Origin of the sequence: Flavobacterium resistens (assembly GCF_900182645.1) — a bacterium.
GTDB lineage: Bacteria > Bacteroidota > Bacteroidia > Flavobacteriales > Flavobacteriaceae > Flavobacterium > Flavobacterium resistens.
Window position 1 is genome coordinate 103031 of record NZ_FXTA01000006.1, and the last position, 17567, is coordinate 120597.

16 protein-coding genes are annotated in these 17567 nt (G+C 32.7%); 8 read left to right on the top strand and 8 right to left on the bottom strand.

Annotated features, from left to right (window positions below; translation table 11 throughout):
• The first annotated feature begins 136 nt into the window (after positions 1–136).
• The 3 genes from FN795_RS19560 to FN795_RS19570 all read left to right on the top strand — a co-directional run bounded on the left by FN795_RS19560 (position 137) and on the right by FN795_RS19570 (position 2520).
• Positions 137–1174, top strand: a complete 1038-nt coding sequence (locus FN795_RS19560) for a sensor histidine kinase (protein WP_035651006.1) — start codon at positions 137–139, stop codon at positions 1172–1174.
• On the top strand, positions 1174–1872 hold the full coding sequence (locus FN795_RS19565) for a LytR/AlgR family response regulator transcription factor (protein WP_142452174.1): 699 nt from the start codon (positions 1174–1176) through the stop codon (positions 1870–1872). The genes FN795_RS19560 and FN795_RS19565 overlap by 1 nt, the downstream gene beginning before the upstream one ends.
• Positions 1873–2115: 243 nt before the next feature.
• Positions 2116–2520 carry a hypothetical protein gene (locus FN795_RS19570; RefSeq protein WP_244290009.1) on the top strand — a complete coding sequence of 135 codons (405 nt, stop codon included), beginning with the start codon at positions 2116–2118 and terminating at the stop codon, positions 2518–2520.
• Positions 2521–2608: 88 nt separating this feature from the next.
• On the opposite strand, the gene FN795_RS19575 is transcribed toward FN795_RS19570, so the two are convergent.
• The 8 genes from FN795_RS19575 to FN795_RS19610 all read right to left on the bottom strand — a co-directional run bounded on the left by FN795_RS19575 (position 2609) and on the right by FN795_RS19610 (position 10991).
• Positions 2609–3325 carry a DUF4386 domain-containing protein gene (locus FN795_RS19575; protein WP_142452176.1) on the bottom strand — a complete coding sequence of 239 codons (717 nt, stop codon included), beginning with the start codon at positions 3323–3325 and terminating at the stop codon, positions 2609–2611.
• 172 nt (positions 3326–3497) lie between these two features.
• Entirely contained in the window at positions 3498–4262 is a 765-nt protein-coding gene (locus FN795_RS19580; protein ID WP_142452177.1) for an SDR family oxidoreductase, read from the bottom strand.
• A 132-nt stretch (positions 4263–4394) separates the two neighbouring features.
• A complete protein-coding gene (locus tag FN795_RS19585) occupies positions 4395–5123 on the bottom strand; it encodes an SDR family oxidoreductase (RefSeq protein ID WP_142452178.1) in 729 nt (242 codons plus the stop codon).
• A 183-nt stretch (positions 5124–5306) separates the two neighbouring features.
• Complete coding sequence (locus tag FN795_RS19590) at positions 5307–6230, bottom strand: helix-turn-helix domain-containing protein (protein WP_142452179.1); 924 nt, start codon at positions 6228–6230, stop codon at positions 5307–5309.
• 93 nt (positions 6231–6323) lie between these two features.
• On the bottom strand, positions 6324–6887 hold the full coding sequence (locus FN795_RS19595) for a 2'-5' RNA ligase family protein (protein ID WP_142452180.1): 564 nt from the start codon (positions 6885–6887) through the stop codon (positions 6324–6326).
• 17 nt (positions 6888–6904) lie between these two features.
• A complete protein-coding gene (locus FN795_RS19600) occupies positions 6905–9166 on the bottom strand; it encodes a CocE/NonD family hydrolase (RefSeq protein WP_142452181.1) in 2262 nt (753 codons plus the stop codon).
• A gap of 110 nt (positions 9167–9276) precedes the next feature.
• Complete coding sequence (locus FN795_RS19605) at positions 9277–9591, bottom strand: response regulator (RefSeq protein WP_142452182.1); 315 nt, start codon at positions 9589–9591, stop codon at positions 9277–9279.
• Positions 9592–10058: 467 nt separating this feature from the next.
• Positions 10059–10991: an alpha/beta hydrolase gene (locus tag FN795_RS19610; protein WP_142452183.1), complete on the bottom strand. Its 933-nt coding sequence runs from the start codon at positions 10989–10991 to the stop codon at positions 10059–10061.
• Between the two features lie 374 nt (positions 10992–11365).
• Here FN795_RS19610 and FN795_RS19615 point away from each other — a divergent pair, with 374 nt between their 5' ends.
• The 5 genes from FN795_RS19615 to uxaC all read left to right on the top strand — a co-directional run bounded on the left by FN795_RS19615 (position 11366) and on the right by uxaC (position 17488).
• A complete protein-coding gene (locus FN795_RS19615; RefSeq protein WP_142452184.1) occupies positions 11366–12961 on the top strand; it encodes an MFS transporter in 1596 nt (531 codons plus the stop codon).
• A gap of 44 nt (positions 12962–13005) precedes the next feature.
• Entirely contained in the window at positions 13006–14322 is a 1317-nt protein-coding gene (locus FN795_RS19620) for an MFS transporter (protein ID WP_142452185.1), read from the top strand.
• Positions 14323–14422: 100 nt separating this feature from the next.
• Positions 14423–15262: a 5-dehydro-4-deoxy-D-glucuronate isomerase gene (gene kduI, locus FN795_RS19625; RefSeq protein WP_142452186.1), complete on the top strand. Its 840-nt coding sequence runs from the start codon at positions 14423–14425 to the stop codon at positions 15260–15262.
• 5 nt (positions 15263–15267) lie between these two features.
• The gene (locus FN795_RS19630) at positions 15268–16059 is read left to right on the top strand and encodes a gluconate 5-dehydrogenase (protein WP_142452187.1); all 792 of its coding nucleotides are present in this window, start codon (positions 15268–15270) and stop codon (positions 16057–16059) included.
• Between the two features lie 25 nt (positions 16060–16084).
• Positions 16085–17488: a glucuronate isomerase gene (gene uxaC, locus FN795_RS19635; protein ID WP_142452188.1), complete on the top strand. Its 1404-nt coding sequence runs from the start codon at positions 16085–16087 to the stop codon at positions 17486–17488.
• Positions 17489–17567: the final 79 nt, after the last annotated feature.

A 17567-nucleotide genomic window follows, 5' to 3' on the forward strand; every position in this document is an offset into this window, starting at 1 on the left:
AATTTATTTCTCTTATGCTGATAAAGCTCAGGTTAAGTGATGTACTGCACTGATAAATGACCAATTCAATTTGTCATTTTTTGGAAAAAATAATTAAATATTTGTCCGTACTTTGTACACTATTTAAGTTTTAAAAATGAATAAAAAGATTGATAATATTTTGGATAACAAGTGGTGGCAGGAAATTGCTGTTGTCCTTTTTTCATTTACAATTTATACGTTAAAAAATGACTGGATGCTTTTCAGCTCCGTTACTTCCATTTTAATGGGGATTTTTTTCTATTTCATTTTGTACATGCATGCGCAGTTCAATCGGTTTTTTCTTCTTCCTATATTATTCAAAACCCAGCGTCCGTTAACTTATATTTTTCTGACTCTTTTTGGGGTTTTTGTGTTCTCTGTTATTTTGTATGAAATCACAATGCTGGATATGTTCAGTAATTGCCGTTTGTATCAGAATTCGCATCAAAGAAGTTATGTGTACCAATTGGCGAGTGTTTTAGGAACTTTGGTTTGTATTTTAAGCCCGATTATTGTTTTTAAATTCTACAGAATTCATAAAAGAAGAACTGATGAAACTTTATTGTTCAATCAGATGCAGCTGAATTCCTTAAAAGGACAATTGAATCCACATTTTTTATTTAATACCTTTAATACGCTTTACGGAATCAGTTTGGAATTTCCCGACAGAACTCCAGATTTGATTATGAAAGTATCGCAATTAATGCGTTATCAGCTCGAAAGCAATAATAAACAATGCGTATCTTTAGAAGATGAATTGGAATTTATAAACAGTTATGTACAGCTCGAAAAGGAACGTGTAGGATATCGTTGTGATATTACTTTTGACAGTAAAGTGGATAATGAAAATGCCTATAAAATTTCGCCGATGCTGTTGATCGCTTTTATTGAAAATGCATTTAAGCACGGAACCTGCGCGATTGAAAAATGTTTTGTCCGAATTTTTATTACAGCTGAAAACGGATATCTTCATTTGCACGTTGTCAATTCAATTCCGACGAAAAAAACAGATGTGGTTTCGACTAAAATTGGTTTGAAAAATACAATCGAAAGATTGAATTTAATTTATGGAAAAGACTATAAATTAGATATTCAGGATGAAAAAAATACCTATATAATTGATTTGAAACTGCAGTTGAAAAAGTTTTTATAATGAAAGAGCCAAAAAAATGTATAATTGTTGATGATGAGCCGGCGGCGCATTATGTTTTGGCGAATTATATCAAACAAAATCCGCAATTAGAATTGGTTTTTCAAGGATATAACGGAATTGAAGCAATGGATTATCTTCGTGAAAATCACGTCGATTTAATGTTTTTGGATATCAATATGCCCGAGATTTCAGGAATGGAATTGTTAAAGATTATTCCAAATCATCCCAAAACAATTTTAACGACAGCTTATTCTGAATTTGCTTTAGAAAGTTACGATTACGGCGTAATTGATTATTTACTGAAACCTATTTATTTTCCAAGATTTTTAAAAGCAGTTGACCGATTTTTCTCGACAGAAACATTAAAAGTAAAAGAAGAAGAAACTATCGTAAATTCAATAAGCGTTAAAGTCGATGGTTATTTTATTGATATAGAATTAGATCAACTTTTGTACGCGCAGAGTTTTGGAAATTATGTCAAACTTCACACCATTAAACGAACGTATCTGGCTTCAATAACTACAACTGAATTAGAGAAATGTTTGCCAGAAAAAAGCTTTATTCGAATTCATAAATCGTATATAGTAGCGCTTGATAAAATTGAAGAGACAGAAAAAGATTTTGTGGTCATCAAACACGAAAAATTGCCAATTGGAATTACATACAAAAGAGAATTATCAGACCGACTTAAAAAATAGTTAGTTTATGTGAAATGTGAGATGTTATCAGTAAATGCGAAAAAAGAGGATTCATTTTACATTTTACACATAACATTTCACAATAAAAAAAATATAAAAATTAATTTGTTCTTCATTTAAAAGTAGTAATTTTAATACGATATTTCAAGGCTATTAATTTGTAAATGAGGAATTATGAGAAATCTTTTGCTGATTGTTCTTTTTTTATCCAAGGGTTTTGTTTTTGCGCAAGAAGGCATAAACATGAAGAAAGTAATAACGCCTCCGGAAAAGGTTCGGTTTGCTTTCGAGAAAGAATATCCAGGAAAAACTGCGGTTTGGTCTGAAGAATATGTTGGCGACGATGATGATGAAGTTCGTTATGAAGCGAAATTCAATAAAGATAAAAATACAAAAGCAGTGGCAATTTATGATAATTCAGGAGTTTTGAAAGCGTTCGAACTTCAAATTCCTTTAAACAAATTGCCAATTAATGCGCAGACTTATTTAAAGAAGAATTATTCGCCGAAAGCTATCAAAGAAATAGCAGTTGTTGTTGATGATAAAAATAAAATAACCTATGAAGTTGGAGTTACAAAAGACTCGAAATTTTACGATGTTGTTTTTGATAAAGATGGTGACTTTAGTGTCTCTATCGAGAAAAATTGAAATATACTTGCTTACTAATTCAATATATTTAAAAAGGCAAACCCGACAGTTTTTATGACTGTCGGGTTTTGTTTTTTATGAGAATAAATTATGAAATGGCTAATTTTTCTTTCCAAATATTCAGTCTTACGCCTTTAATAATAAGCCATAAAGTAAGTCCGAATTCGGCAATAATACATGGAAATAATAGTGCAAAGCTGGAAAGTTCCGGCGCCAGAATTGATGCAAAACTATTTGCTAAATAACAAATTCCTGCAATCGCCATTAAAACTCCTAAAACTTTTGGGAAATAACCAGATTTATAAATTAAATACCCTTCGATCAGACACACAAATCCGAAAAAGATTAAGCCAACTCCAAATCCATATCCGTGTAATTTTATGGAAAGATAAGCAAGCGTATGCAATTGGTCAGGATTAAATGATTTTAGATATTCGCCATCTCCTAAAAAGAATAAAGCTGCAAGAAGATTTAATTTATTAGCGACCAAAACGGCAGTCTGAATCAAATTAAAAGATAAATTAAGAAGCGCCAGTTTTTTGCTTACAGGTTTAAAAAGGTAATAAAGTATAATCATTACAGGAAGATCGCAAATTTGCATAATCAAATCGGCACTAATACCTAATCTCCACAGAAAATCAGCATGAATAATATTGTTTGCTGTTGCAGTAGCATTTCCAGGAATAAATAGTTTATTTCTAACGAAGGCTTCAGCAAATAAGCCAGTTAAAATAATGACTAAGTATAAAAGTCCTGCTATTCTAGCATAAAATTGAGGAGAATTTTCAAAGTTTTTTGGTTTCATATTTTGGTTGGTTTTAGATAAGACGCTTGTCTATTCAAATTGTTACCAGCCTATGAAAATAGTTTAATGTTTTGATATTGAATGAGAAAGCCCGACAGATTTTATAGCTGTCGGGCTTTGTTTTTATATTAAAGTTATAGTTAATAATTTATAATTAACCATTTACAATTAATTAAAGCATCATTCCGCCAGAAGCTTCAATACGTTGTGCATTTACCCAGCGCGCATCTTCGGTACATAAAAATGCAACAACGCCGCCAATATCATCTGGTAAACCAACTCTTCCTAAAGCAGTCACAGAAGCAATTTGCTGATTCATTTGTTCATTATCTCGAACAACGCCTCCGCCAAAATCAGTTTCGATGGCGCCTGGAGCAACAACATTTACTCTAATTTTTCTCGCTCCCAATTCTTTTGCCTGATATTTGGTTAAAGTTTCGATTGCGCCTTTCATAGAAGCGTAAGCTGCGTAACCAGGGAAAGAAAATCGTGCTAAACCAGTTGAAATATTTACAATTCCGCCACCGTCATTCATTACATTTAATGCTTTTTGAGTCAGGAAAAACGGACCTTTAAATTGAATATTACTCAATTGATCAAATTCAGCTTCAGTTGTTCCAATGAATGAATTGTGAATCCCTATTCCTGCATTATTCACCAAAAAGTCAAATTTATCTGTTTTAAAAGTGTTTTTTAAAACCGTTTTTACTTCTTCAAAAAAAGAATCAAAAGTTCCGGAGTCAGCAACATTCAATTGAAGTGAAGCGGCTTTTTGCCCTAAGTTTTCAATTTCTTTAACTACTGAATCAGCTTCTTCTTTTTTGCTGTTATAAGTTATGATTACGTCGATTCCTTTTTTTGCAATTGCAATTGCCATATTTTTTCCTAAACCTCGGCTTCCTCCTGTAACCAGAGCTATTTTTGTATTTACTGCCATGTTTTTAATTTTGAATTGTGAATTTGTGAAAGGTGAAATGTTATTTGTAAAATGGAATGTGAAATAGTTGTCATGTTTTCTAAGTTTTAAAAGACCAAAATCTTTTGCATTTCACATCTCACATCTATCATTTTACATAGTTGGATGCATTGCATTAAAATGATTTCTCAAATCTTCTGCACTAGCGTTTAATCTTGTTTCGCTGGTTCCAAAAGTAAGTTCTGATCTTCCTTCTTTTAATTGTTCAAAGATTGATTCGATAAAACTGCTTACGCTTGGATGTGCGTCATGCAGGCCAATTCCGCCTAAATCTGTGTTTAATGCTGGAGGAATAATTTCAATTACTTCAATATTTTTCGCTTTTAGCAAATGACGAAGTGAAAGTGTAAACGAACGGAAAAATGCTTTTGTAGCCGAATAAACCGGAACTTTTGCAAAAGGAGAAAATGCCAATCCAGAAGTTACATTCATTACAGTTGTCAACGATTTCAACTGAATAAATAAAGACGTTAAATGTAATGGAGCTTCAATATTAGTGGTAAGTTCTGATTTCATACTTTCGTAGAAATCAGCATCTGTAACTGAAACCCATTTCTGAATCCCTGCATTATTGATTAAAACGTTTAAATCAGGATGATTTTCAGAAATCCATTCATAAAGTGCAATACGTTCTTTTTCTACAGATAAGTCACAAACTTTGGTAATAACTGAAGGAAATTTTGTTTTCACTTCATTTAAAACCGATTCTCTTCTTCCGCAAATTATAACAATATTGTTTTCTTGAATAAATCGTTCGGCAAGCCCAAGTCCGATACCGCTTGCACCGCCTGTTATTAAAATTTTGTTGTTTGATAAATTCATCTTTTCGATCTTTTAAATTGATAAGACAAAGGTAGGAGTGAAGTAGTTTTGGAGAATTGTAAATATCAAACCGATGTTTGCAAAATTCAAATCAGATATTAAATTTTTTAATTTATAGATTTTAAACCTGAAACCTGAAACCTGAAACCTGAAACCTGAAACCTGAAACCTGAAACAAAACAATTAAGACCTAAAAGCCAGAGGCGTCAAAGAAGTTTGTTTTTTAAAAAAGTTAGAAAAATGCGCTAATTCTTCAAAGCCAAGCGAATAAGCAATTTCAGAAATGTTCCAATCCGTTTGTTTTAAAAGGATTTTGGCTTCGTTGGTTAATCTTGAACTAATTAATTCGGTTGTGGTTTTTCCTGTATTTTCTTTTAAAACCTTATTTAAATGATTGACGTGAACGGATAATCGGGCTGCAAAATCTTTCGCAGTCCTTAATTCTAATTTCTGATGCGGAGATTCAATTGGGAATTGTCTTTCTAATAATTCGGCAAATAATGAAGAAACTCTCGCAGCCGAATTATGTTTGGAATACAAAGCTGTAATAGGTTGTAATTTTTGTCCAAAGTGAATTAATTCCGCAACATAATTTCGGATTAAATCGTATTTATAGATATAATCAGAATTGATTTCTTTTTGTATTTTGTTGAAAATCAATTCAACTTCCGAAACTTCTTCATCCGAAAGTTGAAAAATAGGATACCCATCTGAAGCAAAAATTGGAAGATCATCCAAGTCGATTCCGCTTTTGTTTTTGGATAAAAATTCGCTCGTAAAAACACAAAATTGTCCGCCTTGATTGGTGTCTTGTGGTAAATAGTTGTATGGAATTTTTGGAGTGGCAAACAACAATCCTTGTTTTTCTATTTCGATTACTTTATCGGCATATTCAGCTTTGTTGTGACCTCTAATAAGACTTATTTTGTAATAAGCTCTTCTGTCATAAGGCATTCCAGGTTTTCCTTTCATACGTTCCAGAAGCTCTTTAATGTCAAAAACATTAAAATGACCAATTTCTTTTTGAATGTCATTTGGTAATAAAGAGTTTGGTTCAATGGATGAGCCTTCGGTAATATCCTGATAAAATGAATCTAGAGATTTCATATTGTTATGAATTGTAAAATTCAAATATACGAAAATTATAAGTTTGTTTTTTTAGTTTTTAAGTTTCAGGTTTCAAGTTTCCTTGTTTTGTGGCTAAAAAAGACTTCCCTGAACAAACTCAGGCTCTGGATTATTGCCAAAGGGAATTGTGTCAATTACAAAAAACTGTTTTACAACAGGATCAAATTCTCGTAAGACAATATTCTCGCACAAAAAATCCATATTAATGGTAGTAAAAAGCTGTGATGCGATTTTTAGATTTTCAGGAGTTAATCTTCGTCCAATAGACATATGCGGATCGTCGCTTTTTTTAAGTTTTAGAGGTTTTAAAGTTTCATGAATTTTTTTCATGATGGGCTTTAAATTGTTTTTGGAATCTTCATTTGGATTTATAAAAAACGCGCCGCTGTTTTCATAAGATCCAAAATCGTTTAGGTAAACTGTACTTGAAGAAAAAGTATCACAGATTTTAGCAAGTTTTTGTCTGAAGTTTTCAAGTTGCGAGTCGTCAATCGTAAATTCGCAAATTGTAATATGTGCCACAGAATTGCAGCTGTTGTACCATTTGATTTTACTTCTTAAAAAATCCTTCATTGTCTTGATAGCATCAATGACTTCTGGCGAAGGATGAAATACAATTGAATATGTTTTTTCCATTTTAATAAATAGAGCCTCTAAAGTTTTAAAATTGGGATTATGATTGTACTGTCTGAATACCATTTTATTTTTAGTGGCTCTCCTGCATCAGCTATTGTTTCATCGCTTACGTTTTTGCCTGTGCCATAATTGATTTCCCAATCCGGATTTTTATTTACGCCCAATACTATTACAATAGAACTGCCTTTCTCTAATTCCTTCGAAGTTATAAAAGTTTCTTCGATATCTATAGTTTCTATTTTGCCAGGTGTCAATAATTGTCTTTTGGTTCTGTCTTTTGCGTAACTTGCTCTTTGTAAATTATTAGTTAGGGCAAAATATTGGCCTTTTGCTGTTTTTTCATAAAGCTGTATTGCAACATCTATATCTTTTTTGTTGATGTTTACTTTTAAAGATGCTTTTAATGAACCACTTATAATAGTTGCCTTTTCAAGGGGATCACTTTCAAAGGCCATTAGTTGTTTTTGGGGCTTTAAAATTGAATCTACAATTTTAGGGAATCCATTAATGTAATCGCTAGTTTGAACATTTAAATCTGGGCGCTCCTTAAAATCAACAGTTTGATTGATAGAAATATTTTTTTTGGGAGCAGTTTTTTGTAAAGAATATTTAGAATTGCTATCGTTTAAATAAAAAGTTAGATGGTCATTATGCATTTTTTCTAATGAAGAAACACTTTTCCATTCATTTTTGCCCATAATTTCAAAGTTTACCTTGTCCTTTAAAATTTCAGGTCTTTTGCCATCTTTCAAAATATAATCAAACCACTGAAAAACAATCGAATTGATTGGTATTTGAGCAACATCATCAATAACATAACCGGCTAATTCTTTTCGTGGAAATCCTTGTGAACCACCATGGTCAAAAGGCCCGATTATGAGATAATAATTATCACTTTTATTATATTTTTGATATTGTTTGTAATAGTACATCGCGCCAAGCTGGTCATCATCATAATAGCCAGTAGTGCTTAATATGGGAATATTGATATTCGCAAAAGCTTCTTTTTGAGGAGTCATATTTTGCCAGTAACTATCATAAGCCGGATGATCTAGCCATCTTTGAAATATTGGAGAAGGAGTTCCTTCGATTTTATCTAATGAACGAAAACTGCTCCCTGTTTTATAATATTGAGTAAAAACTTCTTCCCATTTTTTATTGTTTGAAAAAGTGTTACCATCTGTTAATTTGTTGTTAGTTACATAATGAATCCATTTTAAGCAATAACTCATAAAGACACCATTTTGCATCGGAAAATCGATTCCCGCTCCCACAGAGACCATTGGCACAATTGTTTTTAATGCCGGATGTACTTTTTTCATTGCACTCCATTGGCTAAATCCTAAATAACTGCCACCGTATATTCCAATTTTACCATTGCACCAGGGTTGTTTGCTTATCCAGTCCAAAATAAAGTAAGCATCATCTCCGTCGTGTTCATAAGGTTCAATTGGGTCATTGCTTAAACGTTTGCCTCTTGTATTAGCTACAAAACCGACATATCCCATACTAGCAATTTCTTTGCAATCACTTACTTCATATCCGGCGTAGATATTATATTGCATTACAACAGGCTGTGGTTCTGTCGCCTTTCTAGATCTAACCATTGCGCCTGAAATAGTGCTTCCGTTAGGCAATGTGATTATGATATTTTTATCGATGATATAGGTATCAGCTTCTATTTTTTCAAGTATTTTTTGAGCCAGAGAAAGTGTTTTGCTGTAAATTAAATATCGTGAATAGGTCCTGCATAATTGTACGGCATCTTCAATGCTTATACTGTCATTTTCTTGAGCGGTTTTCAATTTAGATTCGTAGTTTTTTTTCATGACATCTAAATTATAATCATAAACAGTTTCTACATTGTTTTTGCCTTCTTGATCAAGAGTATTGTATAATTTGTAAAATTCAGAATTGAATGTATTTTCAAAATCTAATTTCGTTTTCGGTTCGTGTAATGCTGTTTTACCATACACTTTATAGTGAAATGCTAAGGAACGTTTTGAAATGCTGTCACCAAAAATTTCTTGGCCATAATTTTGGAGTGTCTTTTCTGCGCCTTTGTAATCTTTAGCGACAAATTGTATTCTAAAGCAATTGTCAAAAAAAGTCTCTTTATTAGGGTTTTTATAAATGGATAAGACTTTTTTTGCCAAGACAGGCAAGCTTTTGTCAAGAGTCAGGCTGTCTTTATAATTGCTTTTTTCGAAATAAATTTTTTGCGAAGTCCCTATTTGAAAGGAAAAACAAATTACTAACAGAATGATATTGTTTTTCATGTTTAAAAACTTGATTATCAATGAATTGAATTTAGGTGGTCATTTCAAAAATAATGCAAAATTTTCAATAATTAGTAAGTAATTTATTGTTTTTTTAGAAAAAAAATGATTTAAAGTTTCCCTTTTAAATATAATCGATGCATAATTTCCGATTTCAATAAACCGCTTCCGCCGCCAAAATGCTCAATTACTTCAACGTTTGGTTGTTGTTTCAGGCAAAACGAAGTAAATTCTTTTTCGACATGGTCTTCGATTCCAGAACTTAAAAGAACAATATCAATTTTATGATTTTGAAAATATTCCTGCGCTTCTTTTTCATTATTAAAAGCAACAGCATTCCAATTTTCATCTGCATTTACTAATCGAAGCAAAATAGCTAAAATGGCTTCGTTTTTTCCGAGCAATAAGAATTCAAGCGTTTTCATAGTATTTCAGTTTTCAAAGCAAATTTATTGGTAAAAAGGTGAATCCAACTTAATCTAGAATAAGAAATAATGTAAAGAAAAAGTTAAGTTTTGTATTTTTTGAATTTTTATAAGTTGAAATTTAAAGCGTTAGTTCTTTGTTTTCAGTGTTTTAAATAAAATGCAAATGTTAAAAATAAAAATATTTTTTTAGAATGAGGAAAACCGTAATGTTTTAGAAAATCATGAAAGTAAATTTGTCGCATAGAAATAGAGATTTATGGTGTTTTTGCCTTTTTTAATCATCATTTAAAGATTTCTATTGATTGTTACTAGTTTTTGGAGAAACACAGTAAGTTGAAATTTGACACATTCATTTGATCGTGGGTACTTGTATAAATTTGCAAGATAAATACAAGAAGTCAAAATTTTTATCGGGTTTTTAGATTTGGTTACACGTTAGCTGAATTTAAAAACCCTTTTTTTATTTAATAATATCCATGACTTTTAAGCCATTCTTCACAGTCTTTTGTCCAGTTTTTGCTGGTATCTTTAACGCCTAAACCAAAGCCGTGCCCGCCATTTTCATATAAATGTAATTCTGATGTAACATTATTTTTTTTGAGTGCTAGATAATAATTAATGCTGTTTTCGGGTAAAACGGCAGTATCGTCTGTTGCGTGTATTAAAAACGTTGGAGGAGTTTGCGAAGTCACTTTTTTATCATTCGAAAAAGAATCAATTAAAATCTGCGATGGATTATTTCCTAATAAACTAGTCTGTGATCCTTTATGTGTGATTCCATTTTCCATGGAAATAACAGGATAAATTAAAAGAGAAAAATCTGGACGTGCACTTATTTTTGAATCAGATTCGTATGTTTTGTCATTATAATGTGTTGCCAAAGTTGAAGCTAAATGTCCGCCAGCCGAAAACCCAATTGTACCGATTTTATTATTGTCGATATTCCATTTTGCTGCATTTTCACGCACATAGCGAATAGCCTCCTGAGCATCTTGCAACGGACCAATATTTTTGTTTTTCATAATTAAATCGCTTGGTAAACGATACTTTAAAACAAAGGCTGTAATGCCTAAACTATTCAGCCAGCTTGCGACTTTTGTTCCTTCTTTATCCATTGAGAGGTGCGAGTATCCTCCGCCTGGAAAAATAATTACAGCGGTATGATTTGGTTTAACATCTTTCGGAATAAAAATGCTTAGAGTTGGTATTGTAACAAAACTTGTGCTTTGAAGGATCCCATCTTTTATAGTTTGCTTTTCTTGGTAATCTGAAGAAATAATTTCATCCGGGATTTTACTCCATAAAGGAATTGTTTGATTTTGAGCCTGCAGTTGACAAAAAGTTAATGTAAACAAAGTGAGCAGGATGAATGATTTTGGATAAAAAATGGCTTTCATTTTTTTGATTTAGAATGTAATAGTTTGATATAGTTTATGGTAAGGGGAAGCATTGTAACAATACTAGTAAATATCCAATTTTGTTTCAGGACAATTTTCGTACTTTAAACGGATGAATTTAGCACTTTGATATTTAACAAATATATTGTTTAATATGTAATATTGTGGTATTTTTTTTATTCGATATGTTTATTTATTCGGATAAAATAATTTTTTATATAATTTATTTGGATTATAAAGATTAAAAACTATATTTGTGCAATCGATTACATTAATTTGTTTTATTTGTATTAAATCCTTGTTTTTTAGTGCTTTTAAATTCGAATTGAGAGATAAAACTAACTAACTAAAAAACATAAATTTTTATACTAACCATGAGCCAAAAAGATTCAGTTACTACCAGCCAAAGCAGCAAATCAATAGGGAAATATCGATGGAGCATTTGTGGGTTGCTTTTTTTTGCAACAACAATCAATTATTTAGACCGTCAAGTTCTTTCTTTAACCTGGAAAGATTCTATTGCTCCAGAATTTCACTGGACAAATAGTGATTATGGGGATATAACTGCTTTGTTTTCGATATTTTACGCTGTTTCATTGCTATTTGCTGGTCGATTTGTAGATTGGTTAGATACAAAGAAGGGGTTTTTGTGGGCAATTGGAGTTTGGTCAGTAGGAGCTTGTCTTCATGCTTTTTGTGGTATTGCTACTTCTGGAATAATTACCGGAGATTGGTTTGTGGGCTTTCATGGATCAAAAGAAATAATAAGCACAGTTCAGGATACTGCCTTGGTAATTAATGTAAGTGTTACTTTATTCATTTTTGCACGTTTTGTTCTGGCTGTCGGAGAAGCAGGAAACTTTCCAGCTGCTATTAAAACTACTGCAGAATATTTTCCAAAAAAAGACAGAGCTTTTGCGACTAGTATTTTTAATGCTGGTGCAACGGTTGGAGCTTTGGCGGCTCCAGTTACGATTCCTTTTATAGCTAAAGCTTTTGGCTGGGAAATGGCTTTTATTATTATTGGAGCTTTAGGATTTATTTGGATGGGATTCTGGATATTTATGTATGATAAACCAGAAAAACATAAAAATGTATCTGCCGAGGAATTGGCTTATATTCAGCAAGATGATATTGCTGAAAGTAAATTAGAAGGTTTTGTTCCGGAAACTTCTTCAAAAGTGTCTTTTAAAGAATGTTTTAAATATAAACAAACATGGGCTTTTGCATTTGGTAAATTCATGACTGATGGTGTTTGGTGGTTCTTTTTATTCTGGACTCCAGCTTATTTGAGTTCAGTTTATGGAATGGATTCTGCACAGGCGGCTTGGCCATTGTTTGTTCTTTATGCTATTACGTTGTTGTCAATTATCGGTGGGTGGTTACCGACTTATTTTGTAGAAAAAAAAGGTATGAACCCATATGAAGGAAGGATGAGAGCGATGCTTATTTTTGCCTTTTTCCCTTTATTAGCTTTAGCTGCTCAGCCTTTAGGTTATATTAGTTATTGGGTGCCTGTTATCATTATTGGAATCGCAGGTGCAGCGCATCAGTCTTGGTCAGCAAATATTTTTACTACAGTTGGAGATATGTTTCCAAAGAAAGCAATCGCAACGATTACAGGTATTGGAGGATTAGCAGGAGGAATTGGTTCGACAATTATAAACAAAGGCTCTGGTGTATTATTTGATTTTACACAAAGAAATTGGAGTACTATAAATGGTCAGCCACTATTGGAAAAATATCCGCAATTTCAAAATGCAGTAACAGAAAAGGCTTTTCTGGCTGAAAAAGGAGCAGGAAATTTAGAAGAGTTCTTAAAGTTACTAACAACAGAAGGACAAAATGTTGTAAATGGTATAAACACTGGATATATGATTATTTTTTCAATCTGTGCTGTTTGTTATTTGGCAGGCTGGTTAGTAATGAAATCATTGGTTCCAAAATATAGCCCAATTAAAGATCTTTAAAAAGATTTATACTGACTAACCAACCAACTTAAACCAAACCAACCATGAATCAAGCTAATGCAGCAATAGGAAAATACCGCTGGACTATTTGTAGTTTAGTTTTTTTTGCAACAACTGTCAATTATTTGGACAGGAATGTAATAAGTTACCTTCGACCTTTTTTAGCAGAAGCTTTTCATTGGACACCAGAACAAGAAGTTATTGATTATTCAAATATTGAACTTGCATTTAAAATTGCATATGCTCTGGGAATGCTTGTTGCTGGTGGAATCATTGATAAATTAGGTACAAAATTAGGATATGCAATTGCAACCGGTTTATGGAGTTTGGCAGCAATTGGACACGCATTAGCCACAGGAACAGGAGGTTTTTTAATTGCTCGTGTTTTTTTAGGAGTTACTGAAGCAGGAAATTTTCCGGCGGCAATCAAAGCAACAGCTGAATGGTTTCCTCAGAAAGAAAGGGCTCTTGCAACAGGAATTTTTAATTCAGGAAGTAATATTGGAGCTATAATTGTTCCGTTGACTGTTCCGCATATAGCTGAAAAATACGGTTGGCAATGGGCGTTTATTTTAACGGGTATTGTTGGTTTTATTTGGCTTTTATTATGGTTTTTATTATACGAAGTGCCACAAAAGCAAAAGCGTTTATCTCAAGCTGAGTTAGAATATATTACATCAGATCAAGTTGAAGTTGCTGAAGAAGATTCGAAAGAGAAAGTATCTTGGATAAAATTACTTTCCTTTCGTCAAACATGGGCTTTTGCAATTGGTAAACTGCTGACAGATCCAGTTTGGTGGTTTTATTTATTCTGGCTTCCTGACTTTTTAATGAAACAATACAAACTAACTGCAACTGAGATTATTTGGCCTTGTGCACTTGTATATATGATTGGAAGTGTTGGAAGTATTGGCGGAGGTTGGCTTCCGTTAAAATTAATTAATAATAATTGGCCGGCTTATAAAGCTCGTAAAACAAGTATGTTGCTCTATGCGTTTGCAGTTTTGCCGGTTTTATTTTCACAATATCTTGGAACCATAAATATGTGGTGGGCAATTTTAGTTATTGGTTTAGCAGTTTCTGCACATCAGGCATGGAGCGCAAATATCTTTACAACGGTTTCAGATATGTTTCCCAAAAAAGCCACAGCATCTGTTACCGGAATGGGAGGGATGTTTGGTGCGCTTGGCGGTATATTACTGACTTTATTAGTGCAAAAAAACATGTTCGTTTATTATACTAAAATTGGTAAAATTGAAACGGGATATTTCATTATGTTCTGCATTTGCGGATTCTCTTATTTATTAGCGTGGCTCATCATGCATATATTAGTTCCGAAAATGAAAAAAGTAGAATTATAAAGAAAAAACAACTCTAAGTGAAATATTTTTTTGGTTTCAATTATGGTATTTCAATATAAAAAATTAAATTTGTGCAATCGATTACATTAATTTAGAAATTATGACAAAATATAGTTCAAGATACGCATCAAGCCCCGAAGCAGTAAAAAAATATGATACGCAACAATTGAGAGAAGAATTCTTAATTGACGACTTAATGCAGGAAGATGAAGTGGTGTTGGTTTATTCTCATTACGATAGATACATTGCTGGATCGGCAGTTCCTGTAAAAGGAGATTTGGCTTTAGAAACAATTGATCCGTTGAAAGCACCTTATTTTTTGGAAAGAAGAGAATTAGGAATTATCAATGTTGGAGGAAGCGGTTCTGTTGTTGTTGAAGGAACTACTTATGAGTTAGGTTTTAAAGATGCTTTGTATATCGGTAGCGGAAATAAAGAAGTGATTTTCAAAAGCGCTGATGCTAAAAATCCAGCTAAGTTTTATCTTAATTCGGCGCCAGCTCACACAACTTACCCAACGGTAAAAGTAAGTTTGGCAGAAGCAAACAAACTAAACTTAGGTGCGGTGGAAACTGCAAATCACCGAACAGTAAATCAAATGATTATCGGAAGTGTGGTTACAACTTGCCAATTGCAGATGGGAATGACGGAATTAAATACAGGAAGTGTTTGGAATACTATGCCAGCACACGTACACGATCGTAGAATGGAGGTTTATTTTTATTTAGATATTCCAGAAAATCAGGCGGTTTGTCACTTTATGGGACAGCCACAAGAAACAAGACATATCTGGATGAACAATCATCAGGCAGTTATTTCTCCGCCTTGGTCAATTCACTCTGGTTCAGGAACTAGTAATTATACTTTTATCTGGGGAATGGCTGGTGAGAATTTAGATTACGGAGATATGGATGTTTGTAAAATCACAGATTTAAGATAAGAATTATGACAAACTTATTTGATATAAATGGAAAAGTTGCTTTAATCACAGGAAGTACACATGGACTGGGAATGGCAATGGCAAAAGGATTAGGTCAGGCAGGAGCGACAATTGTGGTGAACGGAAATTCTTCACAGCAAAAAATTGATGATGCTGTTAATGAATTAAAAAGCGAGGGAATAAATGCTGTAGGATATAAATTTAATGTAACTGAAGAAAAAGAAGTTGCAGAAGCAGTTCAAAAAATTGAAAAAGAAGTTGGTCCAATCGCTATATTAATCAACAACGCAGGAATCATTAAAAGAATTCCGCTTCTAGAAATGGAAGTTGCTGATTTTAGAGAAGTGATTGATATTGATTTAGTAAGCCCGTTTATTGTTTCGAAACATGTTGCAAAAGGTATGATCGAAAGAAGGCAAGGCAAGATAATCAACATTTGCTCAATGATGAGTGAGTTAGGAAGAAATACAGTTTCTGCTTACGCTGCTGCAAAAGGTGGTTTAAAAATGCTGACTAAAAATATGGCAACAGAATGGGCAAAATACAATGTTCAAATCAATGGAATTGGCCCAGGATATTTTGCAACAGAACAAACAAAACCTATTCGAGTTGATGGACATCCGTTTAATGATTTTATCATTAGCAGAACTCCTGCAGCAAAATGGGGTGATCCAAGTGATTTGGCTGGAGCAGCTATATTTTTGTCATCAAAAGCTAGTGATTTTGTAAACGGTCACATTTTATACGTTGATGGTGGTATTCTTGCTACTATCGGGAAACCATCAAACGAAGAATAATTCTCAATTTTTATTTAAGAAAGACATGAGCGCGAATACATTCATAAACGATAATTTTTTATTAGAAAATAAATTTGCTGAAGAATTATACCATAATTATTCTAAAAATCAGCCAATTATTGATTACCATAATCATTTAAATCCACAGTTTATTGCAGAAGATAAAATCTTTGACAACATTACTCAGGTTTGGATTAACGGCGATCACTACAAATGGCGTGCAATGCGTACATTAGGAATCAACGAACAGTTTGTAACCGGAAATGGATCAGATAAAGATAAATTCTTAAACTGGGGAAAAACAGTTCCGTACACAATGCGTAATCCTTTGTACCACTGGACACATTTAGAGTTGGCTCGTTATTTTGATATTTACGATTTGTTGAATGAAAAATCGGCTGAGAAAATTTATATCGAAACTTCTGAAAAAATAAATTCGCAAGCATACAGCACGCAAAATCTTCTTAAAAAAGTAAATGCCGAATTAGTTTGTACAACTGAAGATCCAATTGACAATTTGGAATTTCATAAAAAACTGACTCAAAATCCAATTGGAACTAAAATGAGTACAGCTTTCAGACCTGATAAAGCAATTTTAATTTCAAATGACGGATATAATGCTTATGTAGATACTTTAGGAGAAGTGTCTGGCATCGCGATTGAAACTTATACTGATTTACGTGCGGCATTGAGAAAAAGAATTGAATTCTTTAATGAAAACGGATGTAAGTTAAGTGATCACGGACTTGATCAGATTTATTTTGAAAATTTCACTGAAAATGAAGTAAGCGCTATTTTCAAAAAGAAAAGAGAAAACGGAATATTATCTCCAGAAGAAGCATTGAAATTCCAAAGTGCCATTTTATTATTCTTATCTGAAACGTATCATGAATTTGGATGGGTACAACAGTTTCACTTAGGTGCTTTAAGAAATAACAATGCACGTATGCATAGAATTTTAGGCCCAGATACTGGTTGGGATTCTATTGGAGATTATCCGCAAGCGCAAAAATTATCAAGTTTTTTAAATGCTTTAGACAGTAAAGATAAATTATCAAAAACAATTATCTATAATCTAAATCCTGCTGATAATGAAGTAATGGCAACTATGATTGGAAATTTCAATGACGGAAGTGTTCGTGGAAAAGTACAATTTGGTTCTGGATGGTGGTTTTTAGATCAGAAAGATGGGATGACTAAACAGTTAAATGCACTTTCTAACATGGGATTAATCAGCTGTTTTGTTGGAATGCTTACAGACTCTAGAAGTTTTTTATCGTTCCCAAGACATGAATATTTCAGACGTATTTTATGTAATCTTCTTGGAGATGAAATCAAACGTGGTGAACTTCCAAATGATATGGAATGGATTGGGAAATTAGTTTCTGATATTTCATATAACAATGCTAAAGAATATTTTAAATTTTAAATAAAGTCTAACCGCAAGGTTCGCAAAGATTTATGCAATCCCGATAGCTATCGGGAGCAAAAGTAAAATCCTTATAATC